The organism is Ewingella sp. CoE-038-23, from assembly GCF_040419245.1.
Classification (GTDB): Bacteria; Pseudomonadota; Gammaproteobacteria; order Enterobacterales; family Enterobacteriaceae; genus Ewingella; species Ewingella allii.
In genome coordinates this window covers 2,074,572-2,097,237 of record NZ_JAZHOH010000001.1, presented here as the reverse complement: position 1 = coordinate 2,097,237, position 22,666 = coordinate 2,074,572, and the positions used below count along the sequence as shown (strand labels likewise).

The 22,666-nt window shown below is 55.2% G+C and carries 15 protein-coding genes and 1 pseudogene; 6 read left to right on the top strand and 10 right to left on the bottom strand.

Going from position 1 to position 22,666, the window contains the following annotated elements; translation table 11 throughout:
* The first annotated feature begins 18 nt into the window (after window positions 1-18).
* Window positions 19-1,005, top strand: a complete 987-nt coding sequence (locus tag V2154_RS09775; protein ID WP_353502064.1) for a GlxA family transcriptional regulator — start codon at window positions 19-21, stop codon at window positions 1,003-1,005.
* Between the two features lie 19 nt (window positions 1,006-1,024).
* Here the strand turns inward: V2154_RS09775 and V2154_RS09770 are convergent, their stop codons facing one another.
* Window positions 1,025-1,822: an SDR family NAD(P)-dependent oxidoreductase gene (locus V2154_RS09770; RefSeq protein ID WP_353502063.1), complete on the bottom strand. Its 798-nt coding sequence runs from the start codon at window positions 1,820-1,822 to the stop codon at window positions 1,025-1,027.
* A 285-nt stretch (window positions 1,823-2,107) separates the two neighbouring features.
* Here V2154_RS09770 and V2154_RS09765 point away from each other — a divergent pair, with 285 nt between their 5' ends.
* Window positions 2,108-2,635 (top strand): hypothetical protein, encoded by a 528-nt coding sequence (locus V2154_RS09765; RefSeq protein ID WP_353502062.1) that lies wholly within the window; start codon window positions 2,108-2,110, stop codon window positions 2,633-2,635.
* A 455-nt stretch (window positions 2,636-3,090) separates the two neighbouring features.
* Here V2154_RS09765 and V2154_RS09760 read toward each other — a convergent pair whose 3' ends face one another.
* The 3 genes from V2154_RS09760 to V2154_RS09750 form a co-directional block, all read right to left on the bottom strand.
* Complete coding sequence (locus V2154_RS09760; protein WP_353502061.1) at window positions 3,091-6,450, bottom strand: autotransporter domain-containing protein; 3,360 nt, start codon at window positions 6,448-6,450, stop codon at window positions 3,091-3,093.
* A 600-nt stretch (window positions 6,451-7,050) separates the two neighbouring features.
* Window positions 7,051-7,431, bottom strand: a complete 381-nt coding sequence (locus V2154_RS09755) for a nuclear transport factor 2 family protein (protein ID WP_353502060.1) — start codon at window positions 7,429-7,431, stop codon at window positions 7,051-7,053.
* 16 nt (window positions 7,432-7,447) lie between these two features.
* Entirely contained in the window at window positions 7,448-8,401 is a 954-nt protein-coding gene (locus V2154_RS09750) for an AraC family transcriptional regulator (protein WP_353502059.1), read from the bottom strand.
* A gap of 181 nt (window positions 8,402-8,582) precedes the next feature.
* Here V2154_RS09750 and V2154_RS09745 point away from each other — a divergent pair, with 181 nt between their 5' ends.
* Together V2154_RS09745 and yqfB are read left to right on the top strand one after the other, a co-directional pair.
* The gene (locus V2154_RS09745) at window positions 8,583-9,419 is read left to right on the top strand and encodes an oxidoreductase (protein ID WP_353502058.1); all 837 of its coding nucleotides are present in this window, start codon (window positions 8,583-8,585) and stop codon (window positions 9,417-9,419) included.
* 141 nt (window positions 9,420-9,560) lie between these two features.
* Window positions 9,561-9,869, top strand: a complete 309-nt coding sequence (gene yqfB, locus V2154_RS09740) for a N(4)-acetylcytidine aminohydrolase (protein ID WP_353502057.1) — start codon at window positions 9,561-9,563, stop codon at window positions 9,867-9,869.
* Window positions 9,870-9,872: 3 nt separating this feature from the next.
* Here the strand turns inward: yqfB and V2154_RS09735 are convergent, their stop codons facing one another.
* Window positions 9,873-10,745 (bottom strand): LysR family transcriptional regulator, encoded by an 873-nt coding sequence (locus V2154_RS09735; protein ID WP_353502056.1) that lies wholly within the window; start codon window positions 10,743-10,745, stop codon window positions 9,873-9,875.
* A gap of 108 nt (window positions 10,746-10,853) precedes the next feature.
* Between V2154_RS09735 and V2154_RS09730 the strand changes: the two genes are divergently transcribed.
* Entirely contained in the window at window positions 10,854-11,858 is a 1,005-nt protein-coding gene (locus V2154_RS09730; RefSeq protein ID WP_353502055.1) for a nitrilase family protein, read from the top strand.
* A gap of 47 nt (window positions 11,859-11,905) precedes the next feature.
* On the opposite strand, the gene V2154_RS09725 is transcribed toward V2154_RS09730, so the two are convergent.
* On the bottom strand, window positions 11,906-12,547 hold the full coding sequence (locus V2154_RS09725) for an HD domain-containing protein (protein WP_353502054.1): 642 nt from the start codon (window positions 12,545-12,547) through the stop codon (window positions 11,906-11,908).
* Window positions 12,548-12,690: 143 nt separating this feature from the next.
* Between V2154_RS09725 and V2154_RS09720 the strand changes: the two genes are divergently transcribed.
* Window positions 12,691-13,665, top strand: coding sequence for a GlxA family transcriptional regulator (locus V2154_RS09720; RefSeq protein ID WP_353502053.1), 975 nt, complete (start codon window positions 12,691-12,693; stop codon window positions 13,663-13,665).
* Between the two features lie 39 nt (window positions 13,666-13,704).
* Here V2154_RS09720 and V2154_RS09715 read toward each other — a convergent pair.
* The 4 genes and pseudogenes from V2154_RS09715 to bcsQ form a co-directional block, all read right to left on the bottom strand.
* A pseudogene (locus V2154_RS09715) lies at window positions 13,705-17,081 on the bottom strand (cellulose synthase subunit BcsC-related outer membrane protein).
* Window positions 17,029-19,335 carry a cellulose biosynthesis cyclic di-GMP-binding regulatory protein BcsB gene (gene bcsB, locus V2154_RS09710; RefSeq protein WP_353502052.1) on the bottom strand — a complete coding sequence of 769 codons (2,307 nt, stop codon included), beginning with the start codon at window positions 19,333-19,335 and terminating at the stop codon, window positions 17,029-17,031. The pseudogene V2154_RS09715 and the gene bcsB overlap by 53 nt, the downstream one beginning before the upstream one ends.
* On the bottom strand, window positions 19,332-21,947 hold the full coding sequence (gene bcsA, locus V2154_RS09705; RefSeq protein ID WP_353502051.1) for a UDP-forming cellulose synthase catalytic subunit: 2,616 nt from the start codon (window positions 21,945-21,947) through the stop codon (window positions 19,332-19,334). The genes bcsB and bcsA overlap by 4 nt, the downstream gene beginning before the upstream one ends.
* Complete coding sequence (gene bcsQ / locus V2154_RS09700) at window positions 21,947-22,663, bottom strand: cellulose biosynthesis protein BcsQ (protein WP_353502050.1); 717 nt, start codon at window positions 22,661-22,663, stop codon at window positions 21,947-21,949. The genes bcsA and bcsQ overlap by 1 nt, the downstream gene beginning before the upstream one ends.
* Window positions 22,664-22,666 lie beyond the last annotated feature (3 nt).

Sequence of the window (22,666 nt, the reverse complement as noted above, 5' to 3'; positions counted from 1 at the left end):
CCCTCAAAAGAGGACATCATGGCGCTGCGTATCGGACTGGTAATTTTCCCCGGATTTCAAATGTTGGATCTGGCGGCTCTCTCTGTTTTTGAAATTGCCAATCTGGAAATGGCCATGCGCGGCCATGAAGAGCCATATTATCAGTTCGACATTGTCTCGAGTCAGGGTGGCCTGATCAGCAGTTCGGCTGGGGTCAAAATTGATAGCCAGCCGATTGAGCAGCTCGAGTTCGACACCGTTATGGTCGGCGGCAGTACGGATATTCCACACGTCGGCCCGCTATTAATCAGCCAAATTCAACATGTTGCGTTGCAAACGCGGCGCGTTTCCAGCATCTGTAGCGGCGCATTTATCTTGGCGGAGGCGGGGCTTTTAGACGGCCACATCGCCACCACGCACTGGGGACAGGCGGCCGCGCTGCAACAAAGATTCCCCAAAGTGCGCGTCGATCAGGACAAAATCTATATTAATGAAGGCCAAATCTGGACCTCTGCGGGTATGACGGCCTGCATTGACTTGGCTCTCGCCATGGTGAAGCAGGATTTAGGCGCAGAACTGGTCAAAAGCGTGGCGCGAAAACTGGTGGTTTATCATCGCCGGATTGGCGGCCAGTCGCAGTTTTCAACCGTGGCCGAAATGGAGCCCGATTCCGATCGCGTTCGCAAAGCATTGGAATTCGCCAAAGAGAATTTGTGTGAACCCTTAAACGTTGAGCAACTCGCCGAGCAGGTTCACTGGAGCCCAAGACATTTCAGCCGCGCATTTCAGCATCAGACCGGCCATTCACCAGCCAAAGCGGTAGAAAAATTACGCATTGAAGCCGCAAAATCGATGATTGAAGCTGGGCATTCTTCTATTGCGCAGATTGCTTTAAAAACGGGATTTGGTGATGAAGAACGCATGCGGCGCGCCTTTTTACGCACGCTCGGGCAGCCGCCGCAGGCGTTATTGCGGGAGATCCGTTCCCGCCAGCCTTATGTGGAACAGGCACCCACAGTCGAGTAATACCTGCATTTTCAAGCGGTTATAAATAGCGCGGGCCTGGGGTTTTATTAGCAAACAACCCGGAAAGCTCAACGCGCGCTGCATCATAAGCCAGCCATTTGTCACCGTCCTGCAACGGCGGGATGGTGACAACTTCGCCCTGATCAAAACCGCGCAACGACGCGTCTACCATCGCTTCGGCACTCATTACCCAGTCCTGCGGCAAGTTGGAGGCGTGAGTTCCGGCCACGTCCCAAAATTCGGTGGCCGTCGCACCTGGCAGAACCACTTGAACTTTAATGCCTTTATCCGCCAACTGGTGATGCAGCGACTGAGTGAAGTTCAGTACATAAGCTTTGCTGGCGTTATAGACATCGTTCAGCACATTGGTACTGATCGCCACGATGGATGAGATATTGATGATGGCGCCGTTGCCGCGTGCCACAAATCCCGGTACGGCGGCGTAGGTCAGGCGGGTCAGGGCGGTAACGTTCAGGTCGATCATCTGTTCCATTTCATCGACATTGGCATTCAAAAGTGGGAACACTGAGCCAAACCCCGCGTTGTTGACCAGCAAACTTATCGGGCTATCTTCACGGCGTAACAGGGCTTCCACCTGACGTAATTGCTCAGGCTGACCGAGATCCGCGGCCACCGCGGTAACGCCAGCGCCCGTGCTTTCCTTAATAATATCAGCCACTTTCTCTAAGCGAGACTGGTTACGCGCCACCAGAATTAGGTCATAGCCACGGCGTGCTAAACGGTCTGCATAGATAGCGCCGATGCCAGTAGAAGCGCCGGTGATCAGAGCAACAGAGCGAGCAATAGATGTTGTCATTTTTAAAGTCCAATAGTGTCTCAGTAAGGAAACCCAGTATTAATCTTTAAACCACTTTAACAAATGACATGAAACCCTCTTTTTATGCCATGGTGAAATGACGCGTTCTGGCGAATTCTGCATGGGCAGAGTAGGCAGACAGTTACAATTTTGGCACAGCGTTGCCTTGATTATTTCAAGATGATCGGTCATTAATGAATTAAGGCCAATGTCTCTATGAACTGAGAAGTGTCGTGGGTTTTGGCTACACCGCGTGTCTTTTACTTAATAGCAGGATATGAAGCGATGAAAAATGTAGTCGTCGGGCTGGTTGTGACGCTTTCGACATTGGCCAGCTTGCCAAAGGCAGTGGCTGCGGATCAGGATCCCTTATCAGCACAAACCCGAGAAACCATCAGGAATGATTTTATTCATTTGGCGGATTTGGCGAACAAGCACGATATTACGGGGATTCACAATATGTTCTGGCAATCGCCGTCAGCCATGTTGGTAGCGAAAAGCGCCAATCCGGCAGTGGAGGGCAATTGGTCGGCAGTGTGGGGAAATGCGGCTATCGATCAGAAATTGTCAGACATCGCGCACTCCGGCCCGGTAGTTTTGACCCCGGATCTGAGTAAGTTAAAAGTGGTGGGATTAACCAAAGATGTGGCCCAAAGCTACGCGCCGGTGACCATTACCGTGTCCTACGCTGGGCAAGACGGTAAGCCGAAACCTTTCCTGTTGATTCATAACTGGTTGAAAGTTAACAAAGAATGGAAGATCGCTTCAGAAATTATTCTGCCAGTTCCGCCAACGCCGCCGGTTAAGAGTTAAAAAGAGTTGCGGCCGAAAGGTCGCAATTTTTATGCTAAATAAAAAGGACCGAATCATAAAATAAGCCATGGAAAACAACAGGGGATGAGGTAAGCCAGTCAGGCTGGTACGCTATGATATTAAATTTAACATAATATACATTATGCGCACCTAGATAAGGGTACGTAGAATCTGGGGCTTTGGCGCTGTCATTGTGCTGCTCGCGGATCTGCGGTTTTGCGCCATTTCACCTGTCTCGCTTACATTCACTCCTTCATTGCTGTTCCTTGATGAAATCTAATTTGCCAGTCATAAGGCTCTGACCTATTGGAACGTGTCGACGCATAAAAAAAGAGCTCATAAAAGATTATGAGCCCTTTTCAATAACAGCGGATCCTTCAAGTATTTCTTAAACTAATGGCATGTCATAACGCGACGTGGCATCAGAAAAGAAAAAACATATCAGCAGTGATCCGTTAGAAATTGTATTGGTAATTCATCAGAATACCTTTGTCGCTCACGCTGTCTTCTTTCCACTGGTAGGCATCGAATGCCAGACGACCCGCCTCACCGCCGTAACTAACACCCGTGGAAACCACGCCGTTAATACCGCCACCTTTCTGATCGTTGTCGACCATAAAGCGCGAGTTACCGGCACCCTGCAACGAAGCAGTCTGCGCGGACTGATTGTAACTGACGTTCGGTCCGCCTTCCGCTAAGGCATTGACAGACCAGCCGTTAGAGGTGACGAATTTCAGTTTCAAACCAACCAGCGCGTCCACCGCCGTTTCGTTACTGTCATCCATGGTCAGGTTGAAGTCACCCGCCCCGCGCTCGCTGTAGCCGTTGTTCGCCGTGTGGCGCAGTTTGAGGCCCGCACTTGGCGTCAGGCTCAGGCCTTCGGCAACGTCAAAACCTTTGCTGAAACCGCTGCGCCATTCCATATATTGCTGGCTATTGTCTGATTTCGCCGTCTGGTTAGCGCCGGAGTAACGGATGCTGCGGTTGCTTTCCAACTGGTGCACATCATAACGCAGGGCGTTGGTCAGCGTCAGGCCGCGGCCCATATCCACGCTGTGATTCAGCCCGAAGAACTGGCTGTACCCGCCGGTGATCCCGTTGTCACCCGCTTTCTGCTTGCCGTTCACGCCGTTCCCGTCCAGGCGCGCGATACCGTACTGCATCTGCATTTTCTGGCTGGCGCTCAGGTCAAAACTCTGACTTAAGGCCATCATATCGTAGCGGGTGTCGTTGCCCAGCTCCGCGCGCTTATCGTTTTTGTCCACCAGATTGAAACCGAATCCGGAAGGCATCACAATTGCGTTATCCGCCAGCATATTAAAACGCTGGCTTAACACGCGGGCCTCTTTAAACGCGGAAGTGGCGTTCGCGCCGGATAGCTGACGCATCGCACTTTCTACGTCAGCAGACGTTTTCAGATTGAGGCTGTTGTATAAGGCGTTATTGGTGTAGTTGTTTTCCAGCTTGCTCGCCATGTTTTGCAGCCCGGCGCTGTCTTTCACTACGTCCTGATAGCTTCTTTTGGTCATGGTCACGTCGACGTTACCGTTAGTATCGGTTTGCGCGCGGGCATTCCATACTGCACTGGTTGACTTAACGTTCTGCGTGCCCTGAATGTCCTTGCCGGTGAAGACGTTATCGAAAGTTTTGGTTTTCGCATCCGTTCCTTCGGTGAATGTGGTATCCACGGAAACGTCTTTTAGGTTCGCATGAGACACGTTCATGGTACCGGCAGTGCCGTTTGCCTTGGTGCCCACGGTGTAGTTTTTGATCGTGCTGCGGTACACCGATGTGGTATCCACAACGCTGGCATTTTCCCCTCTCACCAGGCCCCATTCGGTTACGCCATCGCGGACGTTCACCGTGCCGGTATTGACCAGGTGTGCCGTCGTGGTGCCGTTACGGTCAAAGACGTAAGACTGGTTGGCGTTAATGTTCACCGTGCCCTGATTATAGGCGGTAACCTTTTCCCCCACGGCTTTAAAGGCGGTTAATCCCGTCCCGTTATCAGCAATGGAATTCTCCTTTGACCCTAAATTAATGGTGCCGTTATTGACTAAGGTGGTGTTTCCTTCACCGTATAATGCGGTAGCATCATCCCCTTTGACAGTGATCGTGCCGTTATTAATGAATGTGCTGATATTTGAATTTTTTGATCTAAACTTACTTGCCATACCCAATGAAATCGCGGCAAATAGATGATAGGGATCTGATGACGCATAACTACTAGTCAATGGCACTGTAAAATCTATTAGCCCGTTATTAACCGCATTAATCGTTACCCCGCCTTGAGTTGCTGCATTTGACAAATACCCACCATTGGAACCATCAACCCAACTCCACCTCGTATCATCTGTAATAACGTTGTAGCCGTGGTTGGCAGTGATCACGCCGTCCGCGGCATTTTCCCAATAAATAGAATTGGAAGTGCCGTTTCCTCCAAAGGTAAAGACACTTTCGTATCTCTTCTGAATGTCATTTGGAGAAGGATTTTTTATCCCGCCTGTCGCATTAATCTGACCGTGATTCACCATGGTCGAATTATCAAGCATACCTATACTTCCGCCCAAAAGGGATGAATATTGGTCACCCTGAGTCAGATCGCCAAATTTAATTTCAGCGCCTTTGGCATTGAACAGTGTACCTTTATCGGTAATGAGAATTTGAGAAATCGCATTATTGGAAGGTAATGCCGTATCTCTTGTGAATTTCATCGTGCCCGTATTTAAGAATAGAGCATTTTCTCCAACCTTTATTTGCGACATACCCCATTTCGGAACCGGGGATTCTTGCCGAGTACTGTAGAAACCCGTCAGCGTGCCCGCATTTTCAATAACCAGAGGTTCTGAGGCTGACGCATTGTAATTTAGAAATTGTCCATCAGTTAGCGCCAGCGATGTACCCTTAGGGTTCAGCAGATTGTAATTCGATGTCCACTTCTTAATACCGATTGGCGTAGTGCCATCCAGCGTCCATAATTTACGATCAACAATGCTGTAGCCTTTTATCTCGCCGGTGGTCCGATCGAGCGTCTGGGCAACATACGTTTTCCCGGTCGCCGGGTCGGTGATCAACCACGTGCCGTCGGACTGTTTGGTGGCTTCCATCGATACACCATTTAAGGTCAGCGTGGCGGTGCTGGCCCCTTTAATCATGGTGACGGATAAGCCGTTCGGATAAGTCGTGGTTTGCGCTACCGGATCGACTGGCGGAACGGGTTTATCACCGCCATCGCTTGGCGGAACGGGTTTATCACCGCCGTCGCTTGGCGGAACGGGTGTATCACCGCCGTCGCTTGGCGGAACGGGTGTATCACCGCCGTCGCTTGGCGGAACGGGTGTATCATCGCCATCGCTTGGCGGAACGGGTTTATCACCGCCGTCGCTTGGCGGAACGGGTGTATCATCGCCATCGCTTGGCGGAACGGGTTTATCACCGCCGTCGCTTGGCGGAACGGGTTTATCACCGCCGTCGCTTGGTGGAACGGGTTTATCACCGCCGTCGCTTGGCGGAACGGGTTTATCACCGCCGTCGCTTGGCGGAACGGGTTTACCACCCTCCGAATTACCGCCGCCACCGCCACCCGCAGCCATTGCAATACCTACTACTGCTGCAACACCGGCAATCGCACCTCCAGTGATCCATAGTTGCTGATCGGTGAAACCGGTTTTCTGACACTCTGCTGGCAGCGCACTTTTTTCAGCTTTGCTGAGTTTTGAGATGTCTTTAGGACATGTGGCCCCGGCGGCATAACTTTGGGGAATACCTAAGGCGAGAGTAATACACACGGACAATGCTTTCATTTGCATTTTCATATAAGAAATCCTTTCTTTATGACAGACAATTAATCTTAGTAATAATAGGATGATGAATAACTCAGATTTTTAACATTCACCCTGTGAATGTTATTGATTTCAATTCTGCGCTCCTAAACATTTGAGAGTGTTTTGCAGAAAATCGAATCACTGAATAAGTTCATTTGCGGTAAAAAGAAATTTACCAGGAGTGTGAATTTATCTGATAACAGAACTAAGTCAACGTGAAGTTTTGCTTTATGACAAATTAAGTAGGGCTAAGCCTGTTTTTAAATTATAACCCTGCGTTATGAATGCGTTTTAGTGATGATTTTTTCGCTGGTATTATTATTATGTATGATTTGCCTGTTTTATATGCTCTGGTGCGTTTAGGATCTTTACCCACCGCTGACAGGCGCATCTCACATATGAGGCTTTTAGCTAATTTCGTTTGCGAAGAAAAAATTGAAATAAATACTAAAAATAGAACCCACATTAATTTAAGCCGTGTCGGAATATTCTTGTATATTAAACTTTGAGGTAGCTTAAGCGGAATACGTTGGAAGTGGCGTAGTAAAAAAAGAATTAGTCTTTTTTTATCTAAACCTATTTTTCTTACATTCACTCCTTTCTTACTGTCCCTTGATGAAATCTCATCTGCCAGCCGTAAGGCTCTGACCATTGCCAAATTGAACTGCGCAATGTGCGCCGCACTATCACGTTGTCTGGCGTTAACTCGAAACTTTGATAAGTCAGAATGACCACGCCTTCGCTGATTTTGCCCAGCGCAAAGTTTTCGGCTGCTACCTTCGATTGATGGGTTTCAGCCAATAACGCCTCGACAACATCCTTCCTGCTGTACAGCTGCCCCGAACGGCCAATCTCTGCAAACTCACTATGCAGCAAATGCTCGAGTGTTTGATCATCGCGGCGTGAATTGCGTTGATGCAAACGCGTTTCTAGCTCGATGATGTGCTGCATTAAATCTGCGTCATTTGTCATGTGCTCGTCAGCCATCTCAGTGGGAAGAAATAAACTCGGTGGCCTGATGCTCAGGCGGCACGGCGAAGTTCTCTTTCATACGTTTCACTTCTTCGACCGGCGTGCGGCCAAATAAGCGTTTGAATTCACGGCTAAACTGCGAAGCACTTTCATAACCGACTTGCAGCGACGCCGTTAGCGCCGTGATCTCCTTTCTGACCATCAACAGTCTGGCTTGGTGCAGCCGCAAAGACTTCAGATATTGCATTGGCGATGTCTCAGTGATCAGCTTGAAGTGGCTGTGGAAAGTCGCCGGACTCATATTGGCCATTTGGGCTAACTGATTGATATCTAAGTTTTCGCTATACGCGCTATGAATGTGGCGAATCACGTTATAGATACGGCCAAACTGGCCTTGCAGCTGTAACGCGGTGCGGATCCCCGCGCCCTGCTCGCTGGTTAATACGCGGTAGTAGATCTCGCGAACCAGCGCCGGGCCTAGGATTTCGGCATCCCGTGGTTCACTCATCACCTGAAGAAAACGCAAAACGGAGTGCTGCATGGCATCGCCCATGGGTGTCGAAACCATGCTTTGCGGCCTTGGTGACTCTTGAGCAGAGTTTGGGTCAATCTTCATGATCAGTTCAGCGGCGACAGAAAAATCGAGATGCATATAAATGGCTAACAGCGGCTGTTCAGCGCTGGCGTCGGTTTCCATGGTGAAAGGCACCGGCAGCGCCACGGCGAGAAAATGCTGTGCGTCATAAACGTACACCCGGTCACCAAAATAGCCGCGTTTTGTCCCCTGACAGACAATCACAATGCCCGGGTCATATAGCACCGGCATGCGTTTTAATGGCCGATTGGAGCGCAAAAACCGCACATCCGGCACCCGCGACAGGTTATAGCCTTCAACCGGCGCCAGCTTTTCCAGCAGTTTCACCATCTCCTGCTGCACTGCCCCAACCTGCCCAACGTTTACGCCGTTCATGCCAATCACCTCATGGATTACTCTGATGCAGTGTAGCAAGTTGTGATGATGATAAAAACAGCGCTCATAGTTTTAGGCAATAAACTCCGAGTTTCAGGTCTCTTGCTGATGACAGATTGGCGCTACTCTAAGCTCTGTGAAAAGCCGTATTGGCTTTATCAATGCTTTTGGAGAAATAACCATGTCTGATACTAAAAACATTTTGATCACCGGCGTAAGCAGTGGCTTTGGTCGCGCTCTGGCGCAAGAGGCGCTGTCTGACGGCCATCGCGTGATAGGCACCGTGCGCAACGCCAGGGCGGCTGAAGAATTTACCGCGCTGCACCCGACTCACGCCACTGCGCGCATTTTAGATGTCACCGACTTTGCCTATATTGACGAAACCATTGTTGAAATTGAAGACAACGTCGGGCCAATTGACGTGCTGGTGAATAATGCGGGCTACGGCCATGAAGGCGTGTTCGAAGAGTCGCCGTTGGAAGAGATGCGCCGCCAGTTTGACGTCAACGTGTTCGGCGCGGTGGCCGTCACCAAGGCCGTGGTGCCCTTTATGCGCCAACGCCGCCGGGGCCATATTTTGAATATCACCTCCATGGGCGGCTTCATCACCATGCCGGGGATTGCCTACTACTGCGGCAGCAAGTTTGCTTTAGAAGGGATTTCTGAAGTTTTGAGCAAAGAGCTGGCCCCTTTCAACATCTTCGTCACCGCTGTCGAGCCAGGCTCGTTCCGTACTGACTGGGCCGGTCGCTCGATGGTTCGCAGCCCGCGCTCGCTCACTGATTACAACGCCCTGTTTGACCCGATTCGTCAGGCGCGCGAAGCCAAAAGTGGCAAGCAGCTTGGCGATCCGCAGAAGGCCGCTCGCGCCATGTTGACGCTGATTGCCAGTGAAAATCCACCAGCCCACCTGCTGTTAGGCAGCGATGCCCTGCAACTGGTTCGACAAAAACTGGCCAGCTGGAGTGAGGAAATTGATCAATGGGAAAGCCTGACTTGCTCAACTGACAGCCAATAGCCGCGCTTAATGATCGCCAGTCGTTTACATTCTCCCGGCGCTTCATACAATGGGTGTAAAACGGCTGGCGACACCTATGTGGGACTTTTCGCCAATCAGATGATCAGGCAATAATTTTCCGGCCAAATAATAGGAACAGCAATGAAAAACATCACTTTCTTCTCGCGATTCGAAACCGACATTCTGGCCGAGCGCAAAACCATTACCCTGCGCGAAGCCAGCGACGCCCAGTTCTCAGCGGGTGATAAAGTCCGGGTTTCGCGCTACGAAGATGGGGTGTTTTTCTGCAACATTGAAGTGATTGCGGTGACGCCGGTGCTGTTTTCAGAGTTAAACCAGCGCCACGCGGATCAGGAAAACATGACTTTAGAGCAGCTCAAACAGGTGATTTCAGAGATTTATCCGGGGCTAAATGAGCTGTTTATGATTGAGTTCCGCCTGCTTAAATAAAGCCTATTTGCCTGCGGCGGGGTCCTCCTGCCGCACCATTTCAATGAATTTATCCCGCGCCCTATCCTCTATTCTTGGGTCCCAGGCAATCCCCGTCTGCCAGCTTAAGCTGCGCCCTTTGAGTGGCACTATATTCAGGTCCGACGGCGCAATATGCACAATGCTTTGTGGCAGCAAAGCCACGCCCAGCCCGGCGAGCACCATAGCCAAAAGCGTATGAATATCAGCAGCATATTGTTCACTCCTCGCCTGATAATGCTGCTCATGCATAAACAGATCAATCTGCCGATTCAGCCCCTGCCCGCGCCCGGACTGCAACCGCAGCAGCGGATGTTTTGCCAGCCACTCTTCTACTGACAGGAAATGGCTCTCCGGGGTGATCAGCACCAGACGGTCCTCAAACAGCGGCAAATACGCCAGCGGGCTGGGTGGCGGAACGCGCACGAAACCAATCTGCAATTCGCCCTGCTGCAACATCTGTATCTGCTGGCTTGAAGGCAGATCCTGCAAAGTGATATTGATGGCCGGAAAACATTTGCCAAACTTAGCCACGCTTTGCGGTGCATAGACAAAGCTCGATAAGCCAAATCCTATGGCGATTTTGCCCTCCATTCCCTGAGCCACCAGCCCGGCGTGCTGCATAAACAGGGCGGACTGCTTCAAGACTTTCTGCGCTTCGGGCAGCAGTTGCGCGCCGCCGGGCGTAAGCTGCGTCCCTTGCCTGCCACGGCTAAACAGCCGCACGTTAAGCTCCGCCTCGAGCAGATTGATCTGCTTGGTCAGCGCCGGTTGGGTCATCGACAGCGCTGAGGCTGCTTCGGCGTAATTGCCCTTCTCCGCCAGCATCGCAAAGGCTTTCAGCAGCTTGATATTCATGGTTTTGCATTCCATTTGGTAATCAATATTAGAAAATACTTCATTATAAAGTTATCAGTGAAGTTGCTGTAATACCAGCCAGTGAACCGAAGTGAACGGGAGAATGACATGACTGGTAGCAATCTGATTAAAAGCGCCGTGGTGCAGTTTCAGCACCAGGCGGGCGACAAGAAATACAATTTGATGGTGATTGAAAAGTACATAGAACAAGCCGCGCTGCAGGGCATCCAGATCCTCGCCTTCCCGGAGATGTGCATTACCGGCTATTGGCACGTGCCGAAACTCAGCGCGGATGAGGTGCGGCAGCTGGCTGAGCCGCTGTCAGACAGCCCTTCTCTGGCGCTAATTCGCTCGCTGGCTATGCGCCACAATATGCTGATTGGCGTGGGGTTAATCGAGCTGGCCGACGACGGGCGTCTGTTCAATGCTTATGCGGCCTGCATGCCGGACGGCAGCTTCCACACTCATCGTAAACTTCACGCCTTCGAGCATCAGGCCATTAGCAGCGGCGATGCTTATACCGTGTTTGATACCCCTTGGGGCGTTAAGGTCGGCATTTTGATCTGCTGGGATAACAATCTGGTGGAAAACGTCCGGGCGACTACCCTGTTGGGCGCTGACATTCTGCTTGCGCCGCACCAAACGGGAGGAACGAACTCCCGCAGCCCGCACGGTATGAAGCCGATTCCACTGGATTTATGGCAACAGCGGCATGAAAAGAAAGAGGAAATTACCGCCGCCTTCCTAGGCCCGAATGGCCGTGAATGGCTGATGCGCTGGTTGCCTTCACGGGCGCACGACAATGGATTGTTTATTCTGTTTAGCAATGGCGTGGGGGCTGATGACGATGAGGTGCGAACGGGCAACGCGATGATCCTCGACCCCTATGGGCGGATCATCAATGAAACTTGGGCGGCGGCGGATACCATGGTTACAGCCGAGCTGGATCTGACGCTTATCCCTCTGAGTACCGGGCGGCGTTGGATTTACGGCCGTCGCCCAGCGTTGTATCAGATTCTGTCTGAGCCGCAGGGCTACGAGCGTGACGCCATCAGCGCGCGTTTCTCCGCAGAAGAAACCGCCGTGGCCAGCCACAATATCAAACAGGATTAAGCCAAAACCCCGCGTCACAGCCTGCGGCGCGGGTCAATCCCTCTTAATTACGCCTTCCAACGTGAAGCGCGGATAACCTGGCAGAAATTACCTTTCATAAAATCTGGCTCTTTATCAGCAATGACGTCGGCTTTCACGTTACCGAAAGTGGTATCCGGCTTGTGTTTAATGCCGTCGTAAAATGCCTGAATAATGTCTTCTTTAAATTGCGCGGTGCGTGGGAAAGCCGCCACCACGTCTTCGCGAACTTTATCCTCATAGCCGCCGTAGTTAATGCCGAGCACGTCCATCTCTACCCCGGCGGTGACCAGCGCAATCACTGGGTCCATAAACTCCGGGATGCCCGGCGTGGTGTGCAGCGCGATGGCGGTCCACACCTTGTCGATATCCTGAGCTGAAACGCCGTACTGCTGCATAAAGTCACGGGCGGTGTTGGCGCCATCCACTTCGAAGCGTTTATCGCAGCTACAGTGCTCGTGGGTCAGACCCATGTCGTGGAACATACAGCCGATATACAGCAGCTCCTGGTCGACGGTCAGATTGCGCTGTTGCCCGGCTAATGCTGCCCAGTAGTACACGCGGCTGGAGTGGTTAAACAGCAATGATGACTCGGTGTCGCGCACCAGTTCTGTCGCCTCGCGGGCCATCTTGCTGTCGGGAATGCGAATACCGTTAATGTTTAGACTCATGATTGTTCCTCGTTGGTAAGCAGTGATGCAGTGAGTTGCATGAGCAGAGAATAAGGGGGATGATAAATGTCTTCAAACGTCGCAGTACGACTAAAAGCGACATTGCGTTGTTACGTGACAGGAAAACAGAGGAAAGTGCTCAGATGGTAAAACAGGTGATTATTTTGGCGGTGCCGGGGGTGCAGCTGCTCGACGTCTCAGGGCCACTCGACGTCTTTGCCGAAGCCAATGCCCAACTGGGCCGCGAGCTGTATAAGCTTCGCGTGATGGCGCTGGATGACCAGCCGATCGTCTCCTCTTCCGGCGCGCGGCTGTTGCCAGACTTAAAGCTTTCTGATGAGCCAACCCAGCCTATCGATACCTTTTTACTGGCCGGGGCGCCAGTGCTCGACACCTTTGTCTCCGATGCCTCGGTGCTTGCTTCCATTCGTCGCCTAGCCTTGCAAAGCAGCCGTTATGGCTCAGTGTGCAGCGGCGCGCTGCTGTTAGCCGCCAGCGGCTTGCTGGATAACCGGCGCATCACCACTCATTGGGCGGTAGCCGAACAGCTGGCGCGGGACTACCCGCAGGTGCAAGTTGACGCCGATGCCATCTTCCTCTGCGACGGCCCGCTGCGCACGGCGGCGGGCGTGACCTCCGGCCTAGACTTAGCGTTGAATATGGTGGAGGAAGACGTCGGGCGGGAGGTTGCCATGCAGGTGGCTGCCCAACTGGTGATGTTCTTCAAACGTCCCGGCGGCCAGTTGCAGTTTAGCCGTCACGGCAAAGCCTCGGTCAGCGGCCGTTCTGCGTTACAGGATGTGCAGCGCTGGGTGCTGAGCTCTCTGGCGGCGCAGCACAATGTGCAGACCATGGCGCAGCATATGGGGGTTAGCGTCAGGCACCTGACTCGGCTATTCAATCAGGAAATTGGCCAGACTCCGGCAGAATGGCTGGAGCAACAGCGCATTTCCCAAGCCAGAACCTTGTTGGAAAACGACGAGCTGGCGATTAAGCAAATCGCCGATGAGTGTGGCTTTTCCAGCGTTGATATTTTGCGTCGGGCATTTCTGCGCCAGCTTAAAGTGACACCGTCACAGTATAAGAGGTTTTATGCTAATGGCGAGGTGAAAGCTTAACTTCCCCTCCCGATAAAGGAGAGGAAGTGATTGAAGCCGTTACTTAAAGTCGGCGTAAGGCACCAGCGGGCGCGGTGGCATATCCAGATCGCCCTGCCAGCCCGCCAGCGAGTAGCGGACATAGAGCAGATAGTGGCTCGGGGTGTAGTCCTTGGCCTGCTGAATATCAATCGCCGCGCCGACCGTCCAGTGCGAGCTGACGCGTCTTTCAACCAGCGCCTGCGCCGTATAACCAAAACCGGAGCTGCTGCTGCCCTGTTCTATCGCGTCTTTGTCCACCAACCCGTCAGGGATCAGTCCCGGCAGCGGATAGCGCTTCTGGTCTTTGGTGGAGGAGCGCGACCAAGAGACCGACCCGCCCACTTCCCATGACCAGTTGTCCGACCGCTGGCGATAGTTCACCGGCACCGCCAGCGAGAAATACTGCTGCGGACTGTAATAGCCGCCCTGTCCCAGCGTGTAGCCGCTGAGGTCTTTCTGGTAGTGCCACAGCATGGAGTTCAGTCCCACTGTGGCGCGGCGGTTATCCTCATTGATGACTTTATAGTAGTAGCCACCCATCAGGCGTTCGCGGCTGTTGTCGGCGACGTTTTTGCCGGTCAGCTGATGAGCGCTGATGTCGCCCCACAGCCCGTGCGCTTTGCCTTGATCGTAACTGACGCCGAGACTGACACCCGTGGCACGCACGCCGCCCCATTTGATGCCGGTATGCGGATCTTTCGCCCCGGCGTGGAGAGCATGGAGCTGGAGATTGGCCGGCGCGACGCCATCGCCGTCCAGCCAATATCCTGCCAGTCACTGCTGTAGGCCAGCCCGCCAACCCAATCCACCACCGGGAAGCCGAGCGGCGTGGTGCCCAGATCGCCCTCCCAGGTTTGGTCTTTATAGCCCGCGCCGAGACTCACGCCGCTGGCCCGCTGACCATAATCGCTGTCACATTTCACCTGACTGCTACAGGTGCCAAACAAGGTGCTGTACCCGTCGTACTGGCCCTCATCGTTGGTGACATTCTCAAAGGAGCCGTTATCCATGCGCACAATGTCGGAACGCAGGAAGGCGCGCCCCTGATACCAAGGCATATCGGCCTGTAGCATGGTGGTGCTGGCTTTAAGGTCGGATTTGCCCGGCGTGCCGCTGTTGGTGGACATATCCTGATCGAGAGTGAAATTGACGTCCTGCTGGCGGTAAAGGTCATGGGCATCGGCACGAATACTGCGATTGAGCCACTCATCCCCGGCCTGATTGCGCGTCAGCCGGGTGTAACTGTCATTGTCGGCAGGCATTTGGGTGGTCATGCCGCTGGCGAGCATCGCCTGCTGGTAATCTTCACGCGCCGCCTCAGGCTGGCCTGTCTGCTGCTCAAGGCGCGCCGAATCGCGGTAAATCAGCGCCTTGTCTTGGCCGATGGGCAAATCGCGGGCCGCGGTTTTCACTGGCTGAAGCAGACGAGCGGCCTGCGCCGTCTCTCCCACATCATGCCAGGCCATCGCCACGCGGCGCTGCTGGTTGAGGCTCAGCGTGCTCATCGGCAGCTGGCTGGCGGCCAGTTTCTCCCGCGCCTGCGGTTTCTCGCCGTGGGCAATCAGCTGGTCAATCTCACTCAAGGTCTTGTCGAGGGTGATGCGCTGCGCCAGTTCGTGCATATTGCTGTCCCAGCGCGCCTGCGGCACTGAGTTGAGGTGCTGCACGGCGGCGGCATCGCGATCTGTGCCGGAAAGATACAGCGCGTAGGCGTACACCTGCTGCGGATCGTCCGGATGCTTGGCGATGAGAGGCGTGAAAGCCGCGTCGGCCTCGGCGTTGTGGCCTGCCTCACGCAGCGCATTGGCATAGTGATAAGTGGCCCAAACGTTATCCGGATCCAGTTTGAGCAACTGCTGATAGCGCTGCGCCGCCGCGGCCCACTGTTTTTGGTTGGCCAGGCGCTCGGCCTCGTCAGCCAGTTGGCTATTTTCAATACCGCGCTGCATATCCTCGAGCTTGGCGCGCTGCGCCGCGGGGAGCGTCTGGATGTAATCCAGCGCCTTTTGCGGCGACTGGCGCTGATAGATATTCGCCAGCCCGCGCTGGGCGCTGCTGTTCCCAGGCTCAAGGCGCAGGGCGCTGAGATACGCCTGCTCCGCCTGCGTATCGTCGTGGCGCGCCACGGCGATATCCCCCAGCCCAACCCAAGCCCACGGGTCGCGGCTGTCGATCTGCCTTGCTCGCTGATAGTGCTGGCTGGCCTGATTGACATTTTGGGCCTTCAGCGCCTTATCACCCTGCTCGATTTCCAGCCAGTAACTGTCGGCTTTAATCAGGCTGTCCCACTTATTGCCATAAGCGGCGTTGAGGTCGGCTTTTTTGGCCTGCCGGTAGTACGACAGGGCCTGCTGGCGGTTGCCCGCGCGGGAATAGGCCTGACCCAGCGCGCCAAGCACGTCAGCGTCATTGGGGGTTTGTTGCAGGGCTTCTTTCAGAGGCGCGATGGCGGCGGTCGAGGCCCCTCTGGCCACTTTTTGCAGCCCGCTGACCCGCGCCTGATAGCGAGGATCGGCCAATAAGGCCTGCTGGCGCTGTAGTTCCTGCTGGGCCTCAATCGCCGAGTCGCCACTGGGGAACACTTGGCCAAAATGCTGCAATTCCGCGACCGACTGATTGCTCACCGGCTGGGATTTTATCTCGGTTAACCACAGGGCCGCCGCCTGTTCGCGGCCTTCATCGGAATTGGAAAGCTCGGTGACCAGCGCAATGGCGCGGACATTTTGCTGCTGGGCAAAGGCCATTTTCGCCAGCTGTAGCAGCACATTCACATCACCGGGGTAATGCTGATTGAGCGCCTGCAATTGGCGTTCGGCCATTGCGCTTTGCCCCGGCATGCGGGCAACCAGCTGCCAATACTCCAGCGCCAGTTCACGCGGCGGCGGCTGCCCTTGCAAGGCCTGATCGTACAGCGCCTTGGCCTCTGGCAGACGGCCAGCCACGGCGAACAGGCGCGCCTGTTGCACTAAAGCCTGCTTGTCCGGCGAGGTCAGTTCCAGACTTAGCTTCGCCTGACGGTAAATCGCCGAGTTGGGCGCAACCTGCTGAATTTTATCCAACTGCTGCTGGGCCAGCGCTTGATTATCTTCCCGCAGCGCGAGACGCATACGGGCAGATAACACCTGCGGATTTTCCGGGGCCATCAGCTCCAGCCGATACAAAGACTGGCGCACCAAATCATCGCGATGGCTGGCTTCACCAATGCGCACCTGCTCCAGCAGCCACTCTTCAGGGGCCACTTGCTCGGCGGCAAACAGCGCCGTGGGAGTCAAACAAAGCTCCAGCGCCAGCGCCAGGGCGCTCAGTGACAAAGGCACTCCTCGAGAAATCTGCCTCACGGGATTAATCCTGATCGTCGGATGAGAGACGGCGACGGCCCAGCGCGCGTAGCCCATTCCACAGCAATACGGCGATCAGCACCACCGCCACCACCGCCATAAAGGCCAGCAGCACCGGGTGCGTCGCTAACTTGTTCCACACGCGCTCCCACCAAGGCAGGTGGCCGACATAGTAGACATCGCCCACTTTCAGGCTGTTAACGCCAGAATCGCGGAAAATCGCCACCGAGCCATACACCAGCGCCTTCTGTTTGCTGTCCTGAAGTGAATGATTGAGCAATGCGAAGCCTTGCGGGCTGTCGGCCAGCAGCGCCACGACACTGCGCTGAGCGTGGTAAGGCGACTGTAGGCCGACAATGGCGGAAATCGGCCCTTGGGCGCTAATCTGCACATCGGCATCCGGCGTGGCATCGCTGGCTGGCGCGGTGTTCTCCGGCAAAGCTACCTGACGGTTGGGCATATTAACGGCGGCGCGGGTGGCGTCGAGCAGCAGGTTCGCCTTCTTATCATCACGGATTGAGGCGTCGCGCAAATCCTCCGGCAGCGCGCCAATCATCAGGATATCTGCATCGGCATTTTTGGCCTGCGACCAGTCATTGCTGACCGCCACGCCGGTTGCCGGGTAGCCGGTCAGTGAGCCAATGTTGCCCAGCTGATCCAGCATGGTGGTGAGCTGCACCGGCTGTGGCTGAGCTTTCACCAGCACCAGCGTCTGTGACAGGTCTGCAAGACGGCTGAACGGGAAACCGGCGTTGGTAAAGGCGCGCAGGTCCGGCATCGACATATAGTGGCGATAACCGGAGAAGTCGATGGTGGAGCTGTCATCAATCACCACGTGGTTTTGCACCGTAGTGTAAGTCTCACAGCGCCCTTCGGCGGTGCCCGCCAGCAGCGAACTGTAGTCAAAATCAAAACGTAGCTGGTTCACCGCACCCAGTTTTAAAGCGGGGATCATCAGGTCTTTATGGTCATCCAGCAGCCCCTGCAGCATGGTCAAGTGCAGCAGTTGCGAACCCTGCTCGCTGCCCGGCACCAGAGTGAAATCTTGCAGGAACTGATTGTTCAGGCTGATGCTCAGGCGCGAAGTATTCTTCACCTGCGGCGAGGTGTAACGGTACTTCAGCCGCATATCGATGCCGTTGCTGTTGATCAGGAACAGGTCCGGCGGCAGGTTCATATTCAGGGTGATAGGGTTGGGTTCAATGCCGTTACCCTGTAACTGTTCGGCGTACTGCTTCAGTTCGCCAAAGTGCATCGGGCGGTCGGTGCGCACCCAGTTTGGCGCGTCGTAAGGCTGGCGCGGGTTGATCTGTTCGACATTATCCACGCTGACATTTGACCCACGGAACAGTAGATTCCCCTGCGCAATGCCCTTAGCGGCGGTCACCAGATCTTTATCGTCACGCCCCAGCACCAGCAGCATTTTGACGTAAGGATTGTCCGGCTGGCTGACCATCTGCACCGTCGGCCCTTTCACCGGCGGCAGGTCGCGCAGGAAGTCCGGGCGATGGTCATTGGTGGCGAATACCACGGCGTGGCTGTCCGGCAGTTGGTTATAGAGCACCGGGAAGGTCTGGCCGCGCCACTGGGCTTTAACCCCAAACCACGAGGCCAAAATGGCGGCGGCCTGCTGCTCACCGGCGTCCGGGGCGGCGGAGAACACCATCGGCAGCGTCAGCGGGCGGCTATCGCGGGCATCAAAGAATGGCACCGGGAAGTGGGCCAAGTCGTTGCTCAACGGCAGCTTCTGCACGGTCAGCGACAGAGAGCTGCCCTTGCCCACTTCCAGCCACAGCGTGCTGTTGGCCGGGTTTTCGCAGACATTCTGATAATGGCCGACAAACTCCAGCCGGATGCGGTTAAAGTCGGAAATATAGCGCGGGTCGATAGCCATTTTTAACTGATTCGGCTTGCCGAGCTGTTCTTTCTCGATGGTTTGCACGCCCATCAGCTGGTCATTGAGAAACACCTTCAGGTGCGACTGCACCGGGATCAGCGACGGCGACGGCGTGTATTGCAGATTCAGGGTGGACTGAGTCACTACTTCATCACTACGCACACCAAACTCAATCACGCCCGAGGGCTTGAAGCCGCGCAGGGTCATGGCGCCCGGCTCAGGCACCATCGCCTGAAACGGCAGATTTACCTCACGCACCGGCGCGCCGGGAATAATCATCGGCACCGCCGCCGGAGCAACCAGCGGAATGGTGGTGGCCTGCGGCGAATCCAGCGGCGCGGTTTCGGCATGCAACGCCGGAGCTGCCGCACCCCATGCCGCAGTCATCAAAGTGAGTAAAGGAAGTAGTTTCATTTTTTTATCATCGTTAAGGTTGATTCATCAGGCTGCACGGACAGCGACGGATTGCGAGGCAGGAAGGAGACCGCCCAGCGGCCAAAAGTGTTGCCGCGCGCGACCAGCGGCCGGAAGCGATAAGGCGCAATATCCAGCATGCGCAGATAGCCACGAATACCCAGCCCTAGCACTTCGCGCAGGCTTTCCAGCGGCTTGTCCTCAGGGAAGCTGTCGCTGCGTACTACCCAGCTGTCGGCGCGGGCGAAGGTACATTGAATAAAATCGACGTGCTGCGCGGTGGTCATTGGCAACAGCTGCACGCCAATGTTTTCACCAAATACTCGGCTTATGCGGCACGGGAAAGCATATTCCTGCTGGCCGCGAGGCAATAATAAAGTGACATTGTCACCTTTTCTGAAGTGCGCGGCACCGGCCGTGGCGATACCTGCGCCGCTGTCCGAGAAGTCCTGCATGGTGGCGACATAGATATGGCCATCTTCGCGGGCCAGCGCGGCGGGCATGGAGACTTCCACGCGGTGCGCCTGCCTGACCTGCTTGGCTTCAAAGGCCACGGCGATGGCGCCGCCCAGAATAATCATGTTGTAGGTCACCCACGCGAGGCTTATCAGCACGGTATAAAACTCGTCGGAATGCGTGTGGAACAGACGCCAGATCCCCACGCCAAAGCCCAGCAGATTGAGCAACATCAGAAACTGATAAGGCCGGGTGATTTTCCAGTCGACGTAGGATTTGTCGTGCATCCCCCCTTTCGCCGTGACGTTAAAGCTCCCGGCGCGCGGGTTAAACAGCGCCACCGTGGTTGGCCGGGCGATATACCACGCCAGCACGGTTTCATAGATTTCACTCCAGAAAGAATGGCGATATTTCCCCTGCACCCGTGAGGTCGCCAGGCTGGCATGAACCATGTGCGGCAGCACGTACAGCGCGATAGCCAGCGCCGGGGCATAGATGATGTAGGCATTAAGCAGCAGAAAAGCCAAAGGCGCCGTCAGGAAGATCAGGCGCGGGATGCCCGCCAAGAAGTGCAACATGGCATTGGCGTAGCACAGACGCTGCGCCAGCTTCAGCCCTTTGCCCCACAGCGGGTTGTCGAGGCGGAAAATCTGCACCATGCCGCGCGCCCAGCGAATACGCTGGTTGACGTGGGCTGACAGACTTTCAGTCGCCAATCCGGCTGCTTGTGGAATGCGAATATAGGCAGAGGTGTGGCCGTGGCGGTGCATGCGCAGTGAGGTGTGGGCGTCTTCGGTGACGGTTTCCACCGCAATACCGCCGATTTCATCCAGCACGCTGCGGCGCAGCACGGCGCAAGAGCCGCAGAAGAAGCTGGCGTCCCACAGGTCGTTGCCGTCCTGCACTAAGCCATAGAACAGCTCGCCCTCGTTTGGCGTGCGGCGCACTCGGCCCAGATTGCGTTCGAACGGATCCGGCGAGAAGAAGTGATGCGGGGTCTGCAACATGCCGAGCTTGCTGTCTTTGAAGAACCAGCCGACGGTGAGCTGCAAGAAGGAGCGCGTCGGCACGTGGTCGCAGTCGAAAATCGCCACCAACTCCCCTTTACACTGCTTCAAGGCATTGTTGATGTTGCCCGCCTTGGCGTGTTCGTGGGTCGGCCGCGCAATATATTGCACGCCGATTTCCTTGGCGAAATCAGCAAACTCGGGGCGATTGCCGTCGTCGAGCAGCCAAATGGTCAGCTTCTCTTTCGGCCAGTCCAGCCCCAGCGCGGCGTACATCGCCGGTTTCACCACGCTAAGAGGTTCATTATACGTGGGGATCAGCAGATCCACCTGCGGCCAGACGGCGATGTCCGTGGGCATTGGCACCGGTTTGCGGTTCAGCGGCCAAATGGTCTGGAAGTAGCCCAGCACCAGTACCACCCATGAGTAGGTTTCCGCCGCTAACAGCAGCAGGCCGCAAATCAGGCTCACCGGGTCATCCCAGTTGAGGGTCGAGGTGTAGCGCCACCACAGATAGCGACAGGAGACGGTCAGCGAGAGGACGATCAGCATCAGCGTCGGGAAGCGCCCCGGAATGCGGCGCACCAGCATGGCGAGGCTCCACAGCAGCACCACAAATATGAACTGCGCCAGATAGCCGAAGGGCTGCGAGATGCAGAACATCACCAGCACGGCGGCGACCAGCGAACCGATGACGATCAGCGCCCTTCTTGCCAGCTTGCTCAGGCCACGCATCGGATGCATCACCTTCTCTGACAAGGGGCTATGGGTGATGCGCGCGGGCATCGCGTCCAGCCAGTTGTGCATCTTGGCGCGTAAACGCTGCGGCCAGTCACTGACTTTTACCCGCCCGCGCAGGCCGCCTGCCGGAATAAACAGCAGTAGCCAGCAGGTTTGCAGCAGGTAGCGGATGGGGTCCGCCGGGCGCGGGCGTTGGGCAGAAATATGGGGGAACCACTGGGCGCGGCGCTGACGCACGCGCTGCCACGCTGGAGACTCAAAGCGCAGCAACAGCCAGCCCAGCGTGACGCACATCACCATCAGCAGACTGGCGACATGCGACGCGCCCTGCTGGCGATAATTGCGATAACGCTGTTGTAAGGCGCTGGCGACCGGAGGCACCAACAAGGCGCGAAGCAGGCGACTCATTACTTCTGCCCCGCGCGCAGGTGGATTTGGCACCAGCTGGCGAGAGCCTGCATCTCTTGGCAGCTTTTGCTCAGTGGGGCCATTTCGCCCACCGGACGCTTAGCAGCCAGAGACTCCGCCATGGCTTCGTCACGGTGCAGGATCAGCGGCAGCAGGCGCGGCAGGCTCTGTTGCCATAGCAGCAGAATGTCTTGCTGCAACTGGCTGCCAGGCATGAACTGATTCACCAGATAATGGCTATTGGCGGGCATCGGCTGCTGATGCAAACGAACGTGCGACTGGCTGTCGGCGTGCAGCAAGGTGAAAGCGTGGTCGGCAATAGAGAGTGCCTGCGCCGCCAGCGCCGGTTGGTCAACGGGCGTGTCGAGCAGCACCCAATCATAGACGCCAGTATTGTCAATTTTTGTCAGGTTATCTTGCCAGTCGCAGTAAACCTGCGTTTGCTCGATGGCAGGCAGTTGGCCGAAAGGCAAGAAATCGAGATGGGAATGATAGCGCATCGCGCCCTGCTCCCAGCCCTCGCCTGCGCGCACCGCCGTGGCCCAGCCACGCGGCGAGTCGTAAGGCATATTAAAGTGTAAACGTAAGAGATTAGCGGGCGAAAAATCGATAGCCAACACCTTCTCACCGGCCTGAGACAGCGCCCAGGCTAAAGACGCAGTGACTGAGGTGACGCCGGTTCCTCCCCGGATCCCCTGAAGGGCAATAACAGGCATGAG

Excerpts from the sequence above, each read along its gene's own strand:
- V2154_RS09745 (WP_353502058.1), top strand. The coding sequence starts at position 8,583 with ATGTCTGATACTAAAAACATTTTGATCACCGGCGTAAGCAGTGGCTTT.
- bcsA (WP_353502051.1), bottom strand. The coding sequence starts at position 21,947 with ATGAGTCGCCTGCTTCGCGCCTTGTTGGTGCCTCCGGTCGCCAGCGCC.
- V2154_RS09760 (WP_353502061.1), bottom strand. The coding sequence starts at position 6,450 with ATGAAAATGCAAATGAAAGCATTGTCCGTGTGTATTACTCTCGCCTTA.
- V2154_RS09730 (WP_353502055.1), top strand. The coding sequence starts at position 10,854 with ATGACTGGTAGCAATCTGATTAAAAGCGCCGTGGTGCAGTTTCAGCAC.
- V2154_RS09720 (WP_353502053.1), top strand. The coding sequence starts at position 12,691 with ATGGTAAAACAGGTGATTATTTTGGCGGTGCCGGGGGTGCAGCTGCTC.
- bcsB (WP_353502052.1), bottom strand. The coding sequence starts at position 19,335 with ATGAAACTACTTCCTTTACTCACTTTGATGACTGCGGCATGGGGTGCG.
- V2154_RS09725 (WP_353502054.1), bottom strand. The coding sequence starts at position 12,547 with ATGAGTCTAAACATTAACGGTATTCGCATTCCCGACAGCAAGATGGCC.
- V2154_RS09750 (WP_353502059.1), bottom strand. The coding sequence starts at position 8,401 with ATGAACGGCGTAAACGTTGGGCAGGTTGGGGCAGTGCAGCAGGAGATG.
- V2154_RS09770 (WP_353502063.1), bottom strand. The coding sequence starts at position 1,822 with ATGACAACATCTATTGCTCGCTCTGTTGCTCTGATCACCGGCGCTTCT.
- bcsQ (WP_353502050.1), bottom strand. The coding sequence starts at position 22,663 with ATGCCTGTTATTGCCCTTCAGGGGATCCGGGGAGGAACCGGCGTCACC.
- V2154_RS09775 (WP_353502064.1), top strand. The coding sequence starts at position 19 with ATGGCGCTGCGTATCGGACTGGTAATTTTCCCCGGATTTCAAATGTTG.
- V2154_RS09755 (WP_353502060.1), bottom strand. The coding sequence starts at position 7,431 with ATGACAAATGACGCAGATTTAATGCAGCACATCATCGAGCTAGAAACG.
- V2154_RS09765 (WP_353502062.1), top strand. The coding sequence starts at position 2,108 with ATGAAAAATGTAGTCGTCGGGCTGGTTGTGACGCTTTCGACATTGGCC.
- V2154_RS09735 (WP_353502056.1), bottom strand. The coding sequence starts at position 10,745 with ATGAATATCAAGCTGCTGAAAGCCTTTGCGATGCTGGCGGAGAAGGGC.
- yqfB (WP_353502057.1), top strand. The coding sequence starts at position 9,561 with ATGAAAAACATCACTTTCTTCTCGCGATTCGAAACCGACATTCTGGCC.